Raw genomic sequence first — 14329 nt, forward strand, 5'->3', positions numbered from 1 at the left:
CTGGATGGGACGATGGCTGCTGACAGCAGCCGGCACCACCGTGCCCGGCTGACGGAGTGGCCAAAGCCCCTCCAACAACACAGTTGCTACAAGGAAGTACTTGCGGCGTGTCCCGCGATGGAGGGCGGGCACAAGGGCCCTGCAGCCAAGCAACAGATCAGCCGCTCCACAGGTAACCTGTCCGCACAGACCTATCACTTGCTGCAAAAGTGATCCATCCGCGCCGATCTATTCACTCCTCAGGGCTTGGCCGCAGCCTTGTCATCGCCGGTAGCGAACACCGTGCGGCAATCCACGCGAATCTGCGCCCCGGTGCTGCGCCAATAGAACAGGTCGCAGTGACGCTTGCCTTCCACGGTTTTCTTCACCGCCACCGCGTAAAACGACTGCGCGATCTCGTTGCGGCTGGCGGTGCCGTCGTTGTTCCAGTCCATGTCCTTGAATTCGACACCCTGGGTGATCGCCATGCCCACCGACCACGCATAGGCCAGCCACGCCAGGATCAGCACGATCACGCCGAGCAGGATCTTGCGACGGGTAGTGAAGCGGCCGCGCAGGATCATGCGGTGCGCCGGATGGTCGCGCCCAGCGCCCCCAGCTTCTCCTCGATGTTTTCGTAACCACGGTCCAGATGGTAGATGCGGTCGATGGTGGTATCGCCGTCGGCGACCAGACCGGCCAGGATCAACGACGCCGAGGCGCGCAGATCGGTGGCCATCACCGGCGCACCGCTGAGGCGTTCGGCGCCGCGCACGATCGCGGTGTGGCCTTCGACCTGGATGTCCGCACCCAGGCGCAGCAGTTCGTTGACGTGCATGAAGCGGTTTTCGAAGATCGTTTCGTTGATCACGCCCACGCCGTCGGCCACGCAGTTGAGCGCCATGAATTGCGCCTGCATGTCGGTCGGAAACGCCGGATACGGCGCGGTGGTCAGGCTGACAGCACGCGGACGCTTGCCCTGCATGTCCAGGGTGATGCTGTCGGCGGTGGTGGTGATGGTGGCGCCGGCTTCGGTCAACTTGTCCAGCACCGCATCCAGGGTTTCCGGACGCGCGCGGCGCACGGTGACGCTGCCGCCGGTCATCGCCGCAGCGACCAGGAAGGTACCGGTCTCGATACGATCCGGCAGCACCGCATGGTGCCCGCCGCCCAGCCGCTCGACGCCCTGCACCACGATGCGCGGCGTGCCGGCGCCTTCGATCTGCGCACCCAATGCGATCAGGCAGTCGGCCAGGTCGGTGACTTCCGGCTCCATCGCCGCGTTTTCCAGCACCGTGGTGCCCTCGGCCAGCACGGCGGCCATCAGCACGTTTTCGGTGCCGGTGACGCTGACCATGTCGAACACGTAGCGGGCGCCCTTCAGGCGTCCGTTGCTGGTGGCCTTGATGTAGCCGTTTTCCACGCTGATATCGGCGCCCAGGGCCTGCAGGCCCTTGATGTGCTGGTCCACCGGGCGCGAGCCGATCGCGCAGCCGCCAGGCAGCGACACTTCGGCGGTACCGTAGCGCGCCAGCAGCGGGCCCAGCACCAGGATCGAGGCGCGCATGGTCTTGACCAGCTCATACGGCGCGACCTGATGGGTGACCGAGCGCGGGTCGACCAGGATCGAGCGGCCCTTGGCCAACGTGCCTTCGTCGATGGTGACCTCGGCGCCCAGCTCGCTGAGCAGCTTCACCGTGGTGATCACGTCGTGCAGGTGCGGCACGTTGCTGATCTCCACCGGCGCATCGGCCAGCAGGGTGGCGCACAGGATCGGCAGCACCGCGTTCTTGGCGCCGGAAATATTGACTTCACCGTGCAGCGCTTGGCCGCCGGTCACTACGATTTTTGCCATGGGATCTTCAGGGAATCCGAAAGAGTGGGATCGGGGGAATGCGTGAGTGGCCGGGCGCTTGTCGGCGCTTGTGGTCGAGGCGGATGGACCGCCCCGGCCAGTCAAGCGCCGACCACTGCTCAGCCCTCGTCGGGGGTCAGCGTCTTGAGCTGCAGCGCGTGGATCGCCCCGCCCATCAGCTCGCCCAGGGTCGCGTAGACCATGCGGTGGCGGGCCAGCGGGGCTTTGCCGGCAAATGCGGGGCTGACCACGGTCGCCTCGAAGTGCACGCCGTCGTCGCCGTGCACGTCGACGCGGGCTTCGGGCAAGCCGGATTCGATGAGTTTACGGATGGTTTCGGCGTCCACAGGGCGTTTCCTCATAAAATGAGCGCACATTCTACTCTTCACCCGAGTCCCGCATGGCCGTCTCGCACCTGCCTTCCGCCCCCTTCAGCGACGCCAGCCTGGTCGCCAGCGGCCAGCGCGTGCTCGAGATCGAGCGCGAGGCGCTGGCCAGCGTGGGCGCCCGCATCGGCGCCGAGTTCGCTGCAGCGTGCCGGCTGGTGCTGGCCTCGCGCGGGCGCGTGGTGGCCACCGGCATGGGCAAATCCGGGCATATCGCGCGCAAGATCGCCGCCACCCTGGCCTCGACCGGCACGCCCGCGTTCTTCGTGCATCCCGGCGAAGCCGGCCACGGCGACCTGGGCATGATCACCGAGACCGATATCGTGCTGGCGCTGTCGTATTCGGGCGAATCGGACGAAGTGCGCATGCTGCTGCCGGTGCTTAAGCGCCAGGGCAACCCGATCATCGCCATGACCGGGCGCCCGGCCTCGTCGCTTGCCCAGGCCGCCGATGTGCACCTGGACATCAGCGTGTCGGCCGAAGCCTGCCCGCTGCATCTGGCACCCACCTCCAGCACCACCGCCTCGCTGGCGATGGGCGATGCGCTGGCGGTGGCACTGCTCGATGCGCGCGGCTTCACCGCCGACGACTTCGCCCGTTCGCATCCGGCCGGCAGCCTGGGCCGGCGCCTGCTGCTGCACATCACCGACGTGATGCATGGCGGCGATGACCTGCCGCGCGTGCGCGAAGACGCCAGCCTGAGCGAGGCGCTGATGGAAATGAGCCGCAAACGGCTGGGCATGACTGCGGTGGTCGATCACGACGGCCGGCTGATCGGGCTGTTCACCGACGGCGACCTGCGCCGCGCGCTGGACAGCGACATCGACGTACGCAGCGCCGGCATTGCCGAGGTGATGACGCGCAATCCCAGGACCATCGGCGCCGACCAGCTGGCTGCCGAGGCCGCGCGGCTGATGGAGGATTACAAGATCAACGGGTTGATCGTGGTCGATGCGCAGCAGCGCGCGGTCGGCGCATTGAACATTCACGACCTGTTGCGCGCCAAGGTGGTTTAACAGGTTCAGTTTTCCACCGCCGGAACCCCGTTCTCACTGATTCGTGCCGATGCCCTATTCCCCTTTGCAGCACCTGCCCACCGACCTGATCGACCGCGCCGCACGCGTGCGCCTGGCCTGTTTCGATGTCGATGGCACCCTGACCGACGGCCGCCTGTATTACGACCACGCCGGTAACGAGAGCAAATCCTTCAATGTGCTCGACGGCCAGGGGCTCAAGCAGCTCGATCAGGCCGGCATCCATGTCGCGCTGATTACCGCGCGCGCCAGCCTGTCGGCGGAAAAACGCGGCCAGGACCTGGGCCTGCACGTGCAGATCGGGGTCAAGAACAAGCGCCTGGCGGTGCTGGCCCTGTGCCAGGAGCACGGCCTGTCGCTGGACCAGGTGTTGTTCATGGGCGACGACCTGCCCGACCTACCGGCGTTGCTGGCGGTCGGCCTTCCGGTCGCGCCCGCCAACGCCCATCCCTGGATCGCAGAGCGCGTGCAGTGGCATACCCGCGCACGCGGCGGCGAAGGTGCAGCGCGTGAGGTCTGCGATGTGGTGCTTGCCGCGCAGGGCCAGGTCGAGGGCATCATCGAAAGGTTTTCCGCATGAGCTGGAACTGGCGCACCACCCTGGGCGTGGTGCTGTTCGTAGTGGCAGCCGTGTCCGGCTGGTCGGCGTGGCAGCAGCGCGCACGCCCGGCCGCCGCCGCAGTCGACGACTCGCGCGTCGATTACGTGCTGCGCGATTTCGAATTGATCGCGCTCGATAAACAGAGCGGCAAGGAATCGATGACGCTGCGGGCGCCGGAAATGCACCGCAACCGCGCCGACCAGACCTCGGAGATCACCACCCCGGTGTTCTTCATGCCCGACAACGCCAATCAGCCGTGGACGCTGCGTTCCAAGACCGGCTGGATCAGTCCCAAGGGCGACGAGTTGCGCCTGCGCGGCGATGTGTCCGGCGACAGCCCGACCACCGGCGATACCCCGCCGACGACGTTCCGCACCCAGAGCCTGGACGTCTTCCCGCAGCAGAACCTCGCCAAGACCGCCGCCCCGGTGAGCATGACCCGCCCGGGTATCATGCAGAGCGGCGTCGGCTTCGAAGCCGATCTCAAATCACGCCAGTACAAGCTCCTTTCTCAGGTCAAGACCCGCTATGAACCGAATGCTGCCCGCTAAACTGGCATTTGCCGCGCTGCTGTTGCCTGCCATGGCGATGGCCAAGACCAGCGACCGCAATCAGCCGATGGCGATCGACTCCAATGCCAACGATTGCAACATGCTCGACGACAGCGGCAAGTGCCGCTTCAGCGGCAATGTGGTGATCACCCAGGGCACGCTGGAAATCCACGCCGATACCGCCGACATCTTCCAGAAGAACGGCCAGACCGACCGTGTGATCCTCAACGGCAAGCAGGCTACGCTCAAGCAGCAGATGGACGATGGCGCGATGATGAACGGCAAGGCCGACAACATCGAATACAAGGTCGCCGACGAGATCATCATCCTGACCGGCAACTACAAGGTCGACTCGCCCAAGGGCACCAACGCCGGCCAGCGCATGGTCTACAACACCAAGACCGGCAACATGCAAAGTGGCGGCGATGGCAGCCGCGTGCGCACGATCATCCAGCCCAAGACTGCAGCCCCGGGGGCAGCGACGCCTGCTGCCGCGCCGGCGACCACCCCGGCACCGGCAGCAGCCAAGCCTGCTGCCAAGCCGCAGGGGAAGAAGTAATGCTGGTCGCCACCGGTCTGCGCAAGAAGTACAAGCAACGCGAAGTGGTCAAGGAATTCGGCCTCACCCTGGAGGCCGGCGAAGTGGTCGGCCTGCTCGGCCCCAACGGCGCCGGCAAGACCACCTGCTTCTACATGATCGTCGGCCTGGTCGAGGCCGATGCCGGGCGTATCGAGCTGGACGGCCGCGATCTTACTGCCGAGCCGATGTACGCGCGCGCCAAACTCGGTGTCGGCTATCTTCCGCAGGAACCGTCGATCTTCCGCAAGCTGACCGTGGCCGACAACATCCGGCTGGTGCTCGAGCTGCGTGAGGAACTGGACACCGCCGGCCGCGAGAAGGAACTGATCTCGCTGCTGGAAGAACTGCAGATCACCCATGTGGCAGATCAGTTGGGCGCCAGCCTGTCCGGCGGCGAGCGGCGGCGTTGCGAAATCGCGCGCGCGTTGGCGGCCAAGCCGCGCATGATGCTGCTCGACGAACCCTTCGCCGGCGTGGACCCGATTTCGGTCGGCGAGATCCAACGCATCATCATCCACCTCAAGGAACGCGGCATCGGCGTGTTGATTACCGATCACAACGTGCGCGAAACCTTGGGGATCTGCGACCGCGCGTATATTCTGGCCGAGGGAGGCGTGCTGGCGCAGGGAGCACCAGACGCACTGCTGTCCAATCCCGACGTCCGCCGCGTCTATCTGGGGGAAACCTTCCGCCTTTGAGCGCGTCGCCGCGCCATCGCTTCTTCCAGTCATTGCCTGCATGAAAGCCCGGCTCCAGACATCGCTAGGACAGCAGTTGGTCATGACGCCGCAATTGCGTCAGGCGATCAAGCTATTGCAGATGTCCACCACCGAGCTGGAACTGGAAATCGCCGAAGCGGTGGAAACCAATCCGCTGCTCGAATGGGCCGACGAGGCGGCGCATGCGGCTAGCGCCTCGCCGGTGGAAGCGTCGTCGGCCGCCTCCACCGACGACACCCCGCGCGAAGAGCCCACGCCTGCCGAGCGCGATGACGACTGGTCGCAGGACGAGTTGCAGTGGACCGGTACCGGCAGCGGCGGCAGCTTCGACGACGACGAGTCCGGAGACGCCGCCGACCGGGTGGCCGAATCCGAGACGCTGGCCGACCATCTGCTGTGGCAGCTGCATCTGTCGCCGCTGTCGCCACGCGACCGCCAGATCGGTGCGCTGCTGATCGATGCGCTGGACGAAGACGGTTATCTGCGCGAGCCGCTGTCGGCCATTCTCGAAACCCTGGCGCTCGGCGCAGCGGTGGACGAAGCCGAAGTACTGACCGTGCTGCACCAGATCCAGCGCTTCGACCCGGTCGGCGTGGGTGCGCGCACGCTGGGCGAATGTCTGGCACTGCAGCTGGCCGTGCTCGACCCTGCCATCCCGGGGCGCGAACTTGCGCTGCAGATCGTCGCCGGCCCGCTGGAACGCCTGCCGCGCGCCGGTGTGGCCGGGCTGGCGCACGAACTCAAGCGCTCCGCCGCCGATGTCGAACAGGCCGTGCAGCTGGTGCGCTCGCTGGACCCGCGCCCGGGCAAGCAGATCGGCGACCTGGCGCAGGACACCTACGTGGTGCCGGACTGCGTGATCTGGCGCCAGCATGGCGTCTGGCGCGCCTCGCTGGCCGGCCGCTCGCAGCCCAAGGTCACCATCCACCGTGGCTACGAGAACCTGATCCGCAGCTGTGGCGAATCCGACGCCGGCTATCTGCGCGGGCAGTTGCAGGAGGCGCGCTGGCTGCTCAAGAGCCTGGAAGCGCGCGGCGAAACCCTGCTGCGGGTGGTGCGCTGCCTGCTGCGGCATCAGGCCGGGTTCCTGGAATTCGGCGCGCAGGCCTTGCGCCCGCTGACGCTACGCGAGATCGCAGGCGAGCTCGGCCTGCACGAATCCACCATTTCCCGCGCGATCGCCCGCAAATACGTGCGCACCCCGCGCGGCACCATCGCGTTGCGTGCGTTCTTCGCTTCCGGCATCGACACCGACAGCGGCGGCGAGGCCTCCAGCACCGCCATCCAGGCCATGATCCGGCGGCTGATCGAGGCGGAAAACCCGCGCAAGCCGCTGTCCGACGCCAAGTTGGCAGATCTGCTGAAAACCTCCGGCATACCAGTGGCGCGGCGCACCGTTGCGAAGTATCGTGAGGCCATGAACATTTCCGCCTCCCACGAACGCGTCCGTATCGCCTGACGTTGCAACCACCGCAACGCCGGCCTGCGCCGGGTAAGTCGGATCACCGGAAAGGTTCATTGGCCCACCGACCAATGGAGGTATCCGATGCGTATCGAGACGTATGGCCACCAGCTTGAAGTGACCCCCGCGCTGCGGGAGTACGTGGCAAGCAAGCTGCAGCGACTGCAGCGCCATTTCGACCAGCACTGTGAAGTCCGAACGCAGCTGGCCGTTCGCAAGCCAGACCACCACGTGGTCGCCACCGTCAACCTTCCCGGTCGTACCCTGCACGCCGATGCCAGCGGCTCCACCATGTATGCGGCCATCGACCTGCTGGTCGACAAGCTCGACCGCCTGGTGCTCAAGCACAAGGAAAAGAAATGTAACCACCATGCACGCGAGGTGCGCGACAATCTCGCATGACGCTTCCCGCTTGATGCCCTCATGCCTTTAACCGATCTGATGGCGGCCGTGCGCACCGTGGTGTCGCCGGCCGCCGATCGCGACACCGTCCTGCATACCGCCGCCGACCTGCTGTCCTGTCGCCAGGCCGGCGCAGACGAGCTCTACGCCAATCTGTGCGAACGCGAAGCGCTGGGCAGCACGGCCATCGGCCACGGCATCGCCATTCCACATGGGCGTTGCCCCAATCTCACCGAACCACGCGGGGCGCTGCTGCGGCTGGACACGCCCGTGCCTTTCGGCAGCGACGAGCCGGTGGATCTGATCTTCGCCATGGCGGTGCCGGCGCACTACACCCATCAGCATCTGATGCTGTTGTCGGAACTGGCCGAACGGTTTTCCGATGCGGACTTTCGTCAGCAGTTGCGCGCCGCCCCCAATGCGGACGCCCTGATGGCGCTGCTCACCGAGGTGCCACCACCACAGGCCAGCGCCGCATGAATACCAGCATCACCGCACGCGAACTGTTCGACCAGCAGCGCGACAAGCTGGCGCTGCGCTGGGTGGCCGGCCAGAAGGGCGAGCACCGCGAGATCGAGGCCGGCAGCAACAATGCACGCCGTCCGTCGCTGGCCGGCTATCTCAACGTGATCTATCCCAACAAGGTGCAGATCCTGGGCACTGAAGAGCTGGCCTGGCTGGACTCGCTGGACGCGCGCCAGCGCTGGGAAACGATCGAAAAGATCATCCAGGTGCAACCGCTGGCGCTGGCGATCAGCAAGAACCAGTCGTGCCCGGAGGATTTGCGCGCGGCCGCCGACGAATCCAATACGCCGTTGTGGATTTCGCCCAAGCGCGGCCACGAACTGCTCAATCACCTGTCCTACCACCTGGCACGCACGCTGGCGCCACGGGTCACGCTGCACGGCGTGTTCATGGAAATCTATTCGATCGGCGTGCTGATCACCGGCGAAGCCGGTTCGGGCAAGAGCGAACTGGCGCTGGAACTGCTTAGCCGCGGTCATCGGCTTGTCGCAGACGATGCGCCAGAATTCACCCAGATCGCGCCCGACGTGCTCGACGGCACCTGCCCCGAGCTGCTGCAGGATCTGCTGGAAGTGCGTGGCCTGGGGGTCTTGAACGTGCGCGACATGTTTGGCGACACCGCCGTGAAGAAGAACAAGTACCTGCGCCTGATCGTGCACCTGACCCGCCCGATGACCGAGCCCACCCCATCTGGCTACGAACGCCTCACCGGCGATTCCGGCAGCCGCCACGTGCTGGATCTGGACGTGCCGCTGATCACCCTGCCGGTGATGCCCGGCCGCAACCTGGCGGTGCTGACCGAGGCCGCCACCCGGCTGCATATCCTGCGCACCAAGGGCATCGACCCGGCGGCGATGTTCATCGCCCGCCACAGCAACCTGCTGGAGAGACGCACGCCATGAGTACCGCGCCCTCCACGTTGATGATCGTGAGCGGGCTGTCCGGCTCGGGCAAATCGGTTGCGTTGAAGACCTTCGAAGACCTGGACTACTACTGCTCGGACAACCTGCCGGTCGAACTGCTGCCGGACTTCGTCAAGAGCCGCCTGCGGGGCAACCCGATCGGCGACCAGCGCCTGGCGGTGGGCATCGATGTGCGCAGCCGCAGCGACCTCACGCAGCTGGCGCAGTGGCGCCAGGCCGCGCAGGAATACGGCATCGAGGCACGCCTGCTGTTCTTCGAGGCCAGCGACGAGGCCTTGATCAAACGCTACGCGGACACGCGCCGCCGCCATCCGCTCAGCCATCTCGGGCTGGCCTTGCCCGAAGCGATCACCCGCGAGCGCGAGCTGACCGAACCGCTGCGAACGCAAGCCGATGCCATCATCGACACCAGCACGCTCAATGTGCACCAGTTGCGCCGCCGCGTGGTCACCGAATTTGCGCTCGGCAGCAACGATCGCTTGTCGCTGTTGTTCGAGTCGTTCGCCTACAAGCGCGGGGTGCCGGCCGAGGCCGACTTCGTGTTCGATGCACGCGTATTGCCCAATCCGCACTGGGACCCGGAGCTGCGCCCGCTCACCGGCCGCGATGCCGGCGTGCGCGAGTACCTGGACGGACAACCGGATGTGGTGCGCTACAGCGCGCAGATCGTGGACCTGCTCGACACCTGGCTGCCGCGGCTGCGCAACGACACCCGCAGCTACGTGACCATCGCCTTCGGCTGCACCGGCGGCAAGCATCGCTCGGTGTATCTGGCCGAACGCATGGCCCGGCATGCGCGCGAACAGGGCTGGCCGGAAGTGGCGACGTTTCATCGCGAGCAGGACTGAAGGGCTGGGATTGGGGAATCGGGATTCGGAAATCGTCAAAGCGGTGTCATGCGGCTTGGAATGTGCGAACGGCCGATGACATCTGTGCTTTGACGCTTGGCCTTGCGAGTTGGCTTCGGCATCGGGTCCCTGCCCCGCGCTTGCTGTGGATGTTTTGGTCTTGATGGCTGATTTGGGCGATGCAGGTCGCCTCTTTGCCACGGCTGCTTTCTTTTTTTGCTGCGGTCGCAGATCGATCGGCCTGACGCAGGCATTGGGTCTGCGAGAAAAAACTTCTGATCGGTGCATTTCGTCGGCGCGTTCCGGTCGCGCGCTGCAGCGTTCGCTTGTGATGCGGTTCGCATCGGCAGACTCTGGACTCACGACCATCGCCATGCGGCAGCGGCGCACTTGCTGCTTACGCTGCACGCTGCAGCGGTCCTAAACGGCTATTCAGTTCGCAACGCATCGGTGCGGGCAAACGCTATCGCGCGGTCATGCCGACCTGTTAACGTTTCGGCATGGCCTGTGGCATTCTCCTCATTACTCATCCCGGCATCGGCGCGGCGTTGTTGAACGTGGCGACGGGGCTGTTGCGGCAGTTGCCGCTGAAGACCGAAGCCTTCGAAGTTCCGTTCGATGCAGACCTGGACGCGTTACTGCCCCAGGCATCGGCGGCGATGCGTCGGGTCGACAGCGGCGACGGCGTGCTGGTCATCACCGACCTGTATGGCGCCAGCCCCAGCAATCTCGCCAGCCGGTTGGCCAAGCTGGGCACGCCGGTTCGCCGGGTGTCCGCGCTCAGCCTGCCGATGCTGCTGCGGGTGATGAACTACCCCGAACAAGGATTGCAGGAGCTACCCGCCACTGCGGCGGCAGGCACCCGCAACGGAGCGATCATCGACGATGCTTGAACGCGAACTCATAGTTTCCAACCGACTCGGACTGCATGCGCGGGCAACCGCCAAGCTGGTGCAGACGCTGTCGTCCTATCGCGCCAATGCGACGCTGGCGGCCAAGGGCCGCGAGGTGAATGCCAAGAGCATCATGGGCGTGATGTTGCTGGCCGCCGGCCAGGGCACCAGCGTGGTGGTGCGGCTGGATGGCGAAGACGAAGCCGAGGCCTTGCAGGCGCTGGTGGACCTGTTCGAGCGTCGCTTCGACGAGGACAGCTGAGCATGCGTGGCGTCGGTGCCGTTTCGACCGACACGGCGCCGCCGCGCCAGGCACACGCATGAGCCTGCGCCTGCGCGGACACGGCGCCTCGCGCGGCAACGCACTCGGGCGTGCGCGCGTGCGCCAGAGCCACACCCTGGAAGTGGCCGAGCAACGCGTGCCCGCCAGCCAGGTGGAAACGCAGCTGCAACGCCTGCATGTGGCGATCGAGGCAGCGCGCACCGAGATGCAGCAATTGCGCGATCGCCTGCATGGCGCGCTTGCGCGCGAGGTCGGCGAATTCCTCGAACTGCATGCGCTGCTGCTGGACGACCCGGAGCTGCTGCAAGGGCTGGACGAGCTGATCCGCACCCACCGCTACAGCGCCGACTACGCCTTGCGTGTGCAGCGCGACCGGCTGGCGGCGGTGTTCGACGGCATGGAGGATGCGTACCTCAAGAGCCGCATGGACGATCTGGATCACGTGATCGGCCGCATCCATGCGTTCCTGCACAAGCGCGCGCCCGACCTCAAGGGCGTGGCCGGCGAGATCCTGGTCTGCGACAACGTGGCGCCGTCCGAGCTGGCGCAGCTGCAGGCGCAAGGGGTGGTCGGCATCGTCACCACCGCCGGCAGCGCGCTGTCGCATAGCGCCATCCTGGCGCGCAGCCTGCACCTGCCGTTGGTGGTCGGCGTGGCCGATGCGCTGCAACGGATCGACGATGGCGATGTGCTGATCGTCGATGCCGGCTCGGGCCAGGTGATCGTCGATCCCAAGCCCGAACATCTGCGCGACTACCGCGAACGCCTGCGCGCGCTGGCCAAGGAGCAGCGCGAGCTGGGCCGGCTGCGTTCCAAGCCCACCCGCACCCGCGACAACGTCGATATCACCCTGCTGGCCAATGCCGAGTCGCTGGAAGACGTGGCGCGTGCGCATGCACTGGGCGCCAGCGGCCTGGGTTTGTATCGCACCGAATTCCTGTTCCTGCAGCGCAACGAGTTGCCGGACGAAGACGAGCAGTTCCACACCTATCGTGCCACCGTGCTGGGCATGAGCGGGCGCCCGGTCACCATCCGCACGCTGGATCTGGGCGCCGACAAGGCCGACCGTACCGGGCTGACCTTGAGCGACGAAGACAACCCGGCGCTGGGCCTGCGCGGGGTGCGCCTGTCGCTGGCCCGCCCGGCGGTGGCGCAGACGCAACTGCGCGCGATCCTGCGCGCGTCCGGCTACGGCCCGGTGCGCATCCTGGTGCCGATGGTCAGCGGCCGCGAGGAAATCCAGCTGCTGCGTCGGCAGATCAAGAAGCTGGCGGTGCAATTGCGCGAGCAAGGCCACGAGATCGCCGAGCACATTCCGTTGGGCGCGATGATCGAAGTGCCTGCCGCCGCCCTGGCGCTGGATTGCTTCATCGACGATATCGATTTCCTGTCGATCGGCACCAACGATCTGGTGCAGTACCTGCTGGCGGTGGATCGCAACAACGAGGCCCTGGGCGAGTTGTATTCGCCACTGCATCCGGCCGTGTTGCGCTTGATCGCGCAGGTGATCGCCACCGGCCGCAGCTACGGCAAGCCGGTGGCGGTGTGCGGCGAGATCGCGGGCGACCCGCGTTTCGTGCCGATGTTGCTGGCGTTGGGGCTCACCGAGTTCAGCCTGCATCCGGCCACGCTGCTGGAAGTGCGCCGTGCGGTGCGCGACATCCACCTGGGCGAGCTGCGCGTGCAAGGCGACAAACTGCTGCGCGCACGCGACCGCAAGGGCATCGAGAAGTGGCTGGCCGGCAACGCGTCGGGTTAGCCGCATCTGGCTGGCTGTGTCATCGCAGCGCGCGCAGTGGCACAGCACTGTATGTTTCGTCACCATGCGCAAGCGATAATGCCGGGCTGATCCAGCACCGCGTCCTCCATCAAGACGCGTCCACTCTTCCAGGGAGCTGCGCATGGCCGAAGCCGTCCGCCACGACAAGACCGCGCGTCAGCTTCGATTGCTGTCCGATGCGCTGGATAGCGGACGCCTAGGACCGGTACGCCGGCTGGTCAATACGCTGGCGCCGGCGGAGATCGGCAACCTGCTCGAATCGCTGCCGCCCGGCAAGCGCGAAGTGGTGTGGGGGCTGGTCGATCCGGAAGACGACGGCGAAGTGCTGCTGCATGTCGGCGAGGAAGTGCGCGAAAGCCTGCTGGCCGACATGGACACCGACGAGATCGTGGCCGCGGTCGAAGACCTCGACATCGACGATCTGGCCAATCTGGTCGAAGACCTGCCCGACACCGTCATCGACGAAGTGCTCAAGTCGATGGACCGCGAGAACCGCGAGCGGCTCGAGCAGGTGTTGTCGTACCCGGAAGACACCGCCGGCCGCCTGATGAATCCGGACGTGGTGACGGTGCGCGCCGACGTCAATGTCGATGTGGTGCTGCGCTATCTGCGCCTGCGCGGCGAACTGCCCGATCACACCGATCACCTGTATGTGGTGAGCCGACGCCATCAGTACCTGGGCCGCGTGTCGCTGGCCGCGCTGGTCACCCATGAAGACAACACGCCGGTCAATCGCCTGATCGACGACGAACAACCGGCGATCGATGTCGGCGATGGCTCGGACGAAGTGGCGCGGCGCTTCTCCGACCATGACTGGATCTCCGCCCCGGTGGTGGACGACAACAACATCCTGCTAGGCCGCATCACCATCGATGACGTGGTCGACATCATCCGCGAGCAGGCCGAGCACCAGGCGTTGAGCGCCGCCGGCCTGGACGAGGACGAAGACATGTTCAGCCCGGCACGGCGCGCGTTCCGCCGCCGCCTGATCTGGCTGGGCATCAATCTGTGCACCGCGTTTCTGGCCTCCAGCGTGGTCAGCCAGTTCGAAGGCACCATCGAAAAGCTGGTCGCCCTGGCCGCGCTGATGCCGATCGTGGCCGGCATGGGCGGCAACGCCGGCACCCAGGTGCTGGCACTGATGGTGCGCGGCCTGGCGCTGGGCCAGATCGGCTCGTCCAACGTGATGACCCTGATGAAGAAGGAGCTCACCGTCGCCTTGATCAACGGCATGGTGCTGGGCATCGGGCTGGGCCTGATCGTCCTGGTCTGGTTCCGCCAGCCGATGCTGTCGCTGGTGATCGGTACCGCACTGACCTTGAACATGCTCACTGCGGCGTTCGGCGGCGTACTGGTGCCGGTGACCTTGAAACGGCTCGGCTTCGATCCTGCGCTGGCCGGTGGCGTGATCCTGACCACGTTGACCGATGTCATGGGCTTCCTGAGCTTCCTCGGCCTGGCCACGCTGATCCTGCTGCCGTGAACGCGCGCAACGGGCAGCAGAGGAC

General features: G+C 66.1%; 18 protein-coding genes. 15 read left to right on the forward strand and 3 right to left on the reverse strand.

The annotated features are described in order from the left end of the window. The coding region (locus tag GGR62_RS20925; protein ID WP_221229070.1) for a hypothetical protein at nucleotides 1–213 on the forward strand (213 nt) is incomplete at its 5' end. 26 nt (nucleotides 214–239) lie between these two features. Here the strand turns inward: GGR62_RS20925 and GGR62_RS06125 are convergent. The 3 genes from GGR62_RS06125 to GGR62_RS06135 all read right to left on the reverse strand — a co-directional run bounded on the left by GGR62_RS06125 (nucleotide 240) and on the right by GGR62_RS06135 (nucleotide 2181). Then, entirely contained in the window at nucleotides 240–563 is a 324-nt protein-coding gene (locus GGR62_RS06125; RefSeq protein WP_184407042.1) for an EF-hand domain-containing protein, read from the reverse strand. After that, nucleotides 560–1834, reverse strand: coding sequence for a UDP-N-acetylglucosamine 1-carboxyvinyltransferase (gene murA / locus GGR62_RS06130; protein WP_184407043.1), 1275 nt, complete (start codon nucleotides 1832–1834; stop codon nucleotides 560–562). The genes GGR62_RS06125 and murA overlap by 4 nt, the downstream gene beginning before the upstream one ends. Before the next feature lie 119 nt (nucleotides 1835–1953). Next, nucleotides 1954–2181, reverse strand: coding sequence for a BolA family protein (locus GGR62_RS06135; RefSeq protein ID WP_104614516.1), 228 nt, complete (start codon nucleotides 2179–2181; stop codon nucleotides 1954–1956). A gap of 53 nt (nucleotides 2182–2234) precedes the next feature. On the opposite strand from GGR62_RS06135, the gene GGR62_RS06140 reads away from it, so the two are divergent. The 14 genes from GGR62_RS06140 (at nucleotide 2235) to mgtE (ending at nucleotide 14304) form a co-directional block, all read left to right on the forward strand. Next, entirely contained in the window at nucleotides 2235–3236 is a 1002-nt protein-coding gene (locus GGR62_RS06140; RefSeq protein WP_184407044.1) for a KpsF/GutQ family sugar-phosphate isomerase, read from the forward strand. 49 nt (nucleotides 3237–3285) lie between these two features. Further along, complete coding sequence (locus tag GGR62_RS06145; RefSeq protein WP_184407045.1) at nucleotides 3286–3834, forward strand: HAD hydrolase family protein; 549 nt, start codon at nucleotides 3286–3288, stop codon at nucleotides 3832–3834. Then, on the forward strand, nucleotides 3831–4406 hold the full coding sequence (lptC, locus tag GGR62_RS06150) for an LPS export ABC transporter periplasmic protein LptC (RefSeq protein WP_184407046.1): 576 nt from the start codon (nucleotides 3831–3833) through the stop codon (nucleotides 4404–4406). Before GGR62_RS06145 ends, lptC begins: the two co-directional genes overlap by 4 nt. After that, the gene (lptA, locus tag GGR62_RS06155; RefSeq protein ID WP_184407047.1) at nucleotides 4384–4965 is read left to right on the forward strand and encodes a lipopolysaccharide transport periplasmic protein LptA; all 582 of its coding nucleotides are present in this window, start codon (nucleotides 4384–4386) and stop codon (nucleotides 4963–4965) included. Before lptC ends, lptA begins: the two co-directional genes overlap by 23 nt. Further along, on the forward strand, nucleotides 4965–5684 hold the full coding sequence (gene lptB, locus GGR62_RS06160) for an LPS export ABC transporter ATP-binding protein (RefSeq protein WP_184407048.1): 720 nt from the start codon (nucleotides 4965–4967) through the stop codon (nucleotides 5682–5684). The genes lptA and lptB overlap by 1 nt, the downstream gene beginning before the upstream one ends. A 40-nt stretch (nucleotides 5685–5724) precedes the next feature. Continuing rightward, nucleotides 5725–7164 carry an RNA polymerase factor sigma-54 gene (locus GGR62_RS06165; protein WP_184407049.1) on the forward strand — a complete coding sequence of 480 codons (1440 nt, stop codon included), beginning with the start codon at nucleotides 5725–5727 and terminating at the stop codon, nucleotides 7162–7164. Between the two features lie 87 nt (nucleotides 7165–7251). Next, complete coding sequence (gene raiA, locus GGR62_RS06170) at nucleotides 7252–7569, forward strand: ribosome-associated translation inhibitor RaiA (RefSeq protein ID WP_006451270.1); 318 nt, start codon at nucleotides 7252–7254, stop codon at nucleotides 7567–7569. 21 nt (nucleotides 7570–7590) lie between these two features. Further along, nucleotides 7591–8049: a PTS sugar transporter subunit IIA gene (locus GGR62_RS06175; RefSeq protein ID WP_184407050.1), complete on the forward strand. Its 459-nt coding sequence runs from the start codon at nucleotides 7591–7593 to the stop codon at nucleotides 8047–8049. After that, complete coding sequence (gene hprK, locus GGR62_RS06180) at nucleotides 8046–8996, forward strand: HPr(Ser) kinase/phosphatase (RefSeq protein ID WP_016904610.1); 951 nt, start codon at nucleotides 8046–8048, stop codon at nucleotides 8994–8996. Before GGR62_RS06175 ends, hprK begins: the two co-directional genes overlap by 4 nt. Further along, nucleotides 8993–9865, forward strand: coding sequence for an RNase adapter RapZ (rapZ, locus tag GGR62_RS06185; RefSeq protein WP_184407051.1), 873 nt, complete (start codon nucleotides 8993–8995; stop codon nucleotides 9863–9865). The genes hprK and rapZ overlap by 4 nt, the downstream gene beginning before the upstream one ends. Before the next feature lie 500 nt (nucleotides 9866–10365). Continuing rightward, nucleotides 10366–10758, forward strand: a complete 393-nt coding sequence (locus tag GGR62_RS06190; protein ID WP_184407052.1) for a PTS fructose IIA subunit family protein — start codon at nucleotides 10366–10368, stop codon at nucleotides 10756–10758. Continuing rightward, nucleotides 10751–11020, forward strand: a complete 270-nt coding sequence (locus GGR62_RS06195; protein WP_184407053.1) for an HPr family phosphocarrier protein — start codon at nucleotides 10751–10753, stop codon at nucleotides 11018–11020. The genes GGR62_RS06190 and GGR62_RS06195 overlap by 8 nt, the downstream gene beginning before the upstream one ends. Before the next feature lie 58 nt (nucleotides 11021–11078). Then, nucleotides 11079–12800 carry a phosphoenolpyruvate--protein phosphotransferase gene (gene ptsP / locus GGR62_RS06200; protein WP_184407054.1) on the forward strand — a complete coding sequence of 574 codons (1722 nt, stop codon included), beginning with the start codon at nucleotides 11079–11081 and terminating at the stop codon, nucleotides 12798–12800. A 142-nt stretch (nucleotides 12801–12942) separates the two neighbouring features. After that, complete coding sequence (gene mgtE, locus GGR62_RS06205; RefSeq protein WP_184407055.1) at nucleotides 12943–14304, forward strand: magnesium transporter; 1362 nt, start codon at nucleotides 12943–12945, stop codon at nucleotides 14302–14304. Nucleotides 14305–14329 lie beyond the last annotated feature (25 nt).

Origin of the sequence: Xanthomonas sp. 3075, from assembly GCF_014197275.1 — a bacterium.
GTDB lineage: Bacteria > Pseudomonadota > Gammaproteobacteria > Xanthomonadales > Xanthomonadaceae > Xanthomonas > Xanthomonas campestris_B.

What these genes read in the sequence shown, in the direction of transcription:
- GGR62_RS06125 (WP_184407042.1), bottom strand. Translation starts at nt 563, where the DNA reads ATGATCCTGCGCGGCCGCTTCACTACCCGTCGCAAGATCCTGCTCGGC.
- murA (WP_184407043.1), bottom strand. Translation starts at nt 1,834, where the DNA reads ATGGCAAAAATCGTAGTGACCGGCGGCCAAGCGCTGCACGGTGAAGTC.
- GGR62_RS06140 (WP_184407044.1), top strand. Translation starts at nt 2,235, where the DNA reads ATGGCCGTCTCGCACCTGCCTTCCGCCCCCTTCAGCGACGCCAGCCTG.
- GGR62_RS06145 (WP_184407045.1), top strand. Translation starts at nt 3,286, where the DNA reads ATGCCCTATTCCCCTTTGCAGCACCTGCCCACCGACCTGATCGACCGC.
- lptC (WP_184407046.1), top strand. Translation starts at nt 3,831, where the DNA reads ATGAGCTGGAACTGGCGCACCACCCTGGGCGTGGTGCTGTTCGTAGTG.
- lptA (WP_184407047.1), top strand. Translation starts at nt 4,384, where the DNA reads ATGAACCGAATGCTGCCCGCTAAACTGGCATTTGCCGCGCTGCTGTTG.
- lptB (WP_184407048.1), top strand. Translation starts at nt 4,965, where the DNA reads ATGCTGGTCGCCACCGGTCTGCGCAAGAAGTACAAGCAACGCGAAGTG.
- GGR62_RS06165 (WP_184407049.1), top strand. Translation starts at nt 5,725, where the DNA reads ATGAAAGCCCGGCTCCAGACATCGCTAGGACAGCAGTTGGTCATGACG.
- raiA (WP_006451270.1), top strand. Translation starts at nt 7,252, where the DNA reads ATGCGTATCGAGACGTATGGCCACCAGCTTGAAGTGACCCCCGCGCTG.
- GGR62_RS06175 (WP_184407050.1), top strand. Translation starts at nt 7,591, where the DNA reads ATGCCTTTAACCGATCTGATGGCGGCCGTGCGCACCGTGGTGTCGCCG.
- hprK (WP_016904610.1), top strand. Translation starts at nt 8,046, where the DNA reads ATGAATACCAGCATCACCGCACGCGAACTGTTCGACCAGCAGCGCGAC.
- rapZ (WP_184407051.1), top strand. Translation starts at nt 8,993, where the DNA reads ATGAGTACCGCGCCCTCCACGTTGATGATCGTGAGCGGGCTGTCCGGC.
- GGR62_RS06190 (WP_184407052.1), top strand. Translation starts at nt 10,366, where the DNA reads ATGGCCTGTGGCATTCTCCTCATTACTCATCCCGGCATCGGCGCGGCG.
- GGR62_RS06195 (WP_184407053.1), top strand. Translation starts at nt 10,751, where the DNA reads ATGCTTGAACGCGAACTCATAGTTTCCAACCGACTCGGACTGCATGCG.
- ptsP (WP_184407054.1), top strand. Translation starts at nt 11,079, where the DNA reads ATGAGCCTGCGCCTGCGCGGACACGGCGCCTCGCGCGGCAACGCACTC.
- mgtE (WP_184407055.1), top strand. Translation starts at nt 12,943, where the DNA reads ATGGCCGAAGCCGTCCGCCACGACAAGACCGCGCGTCAGCTTCGATTG.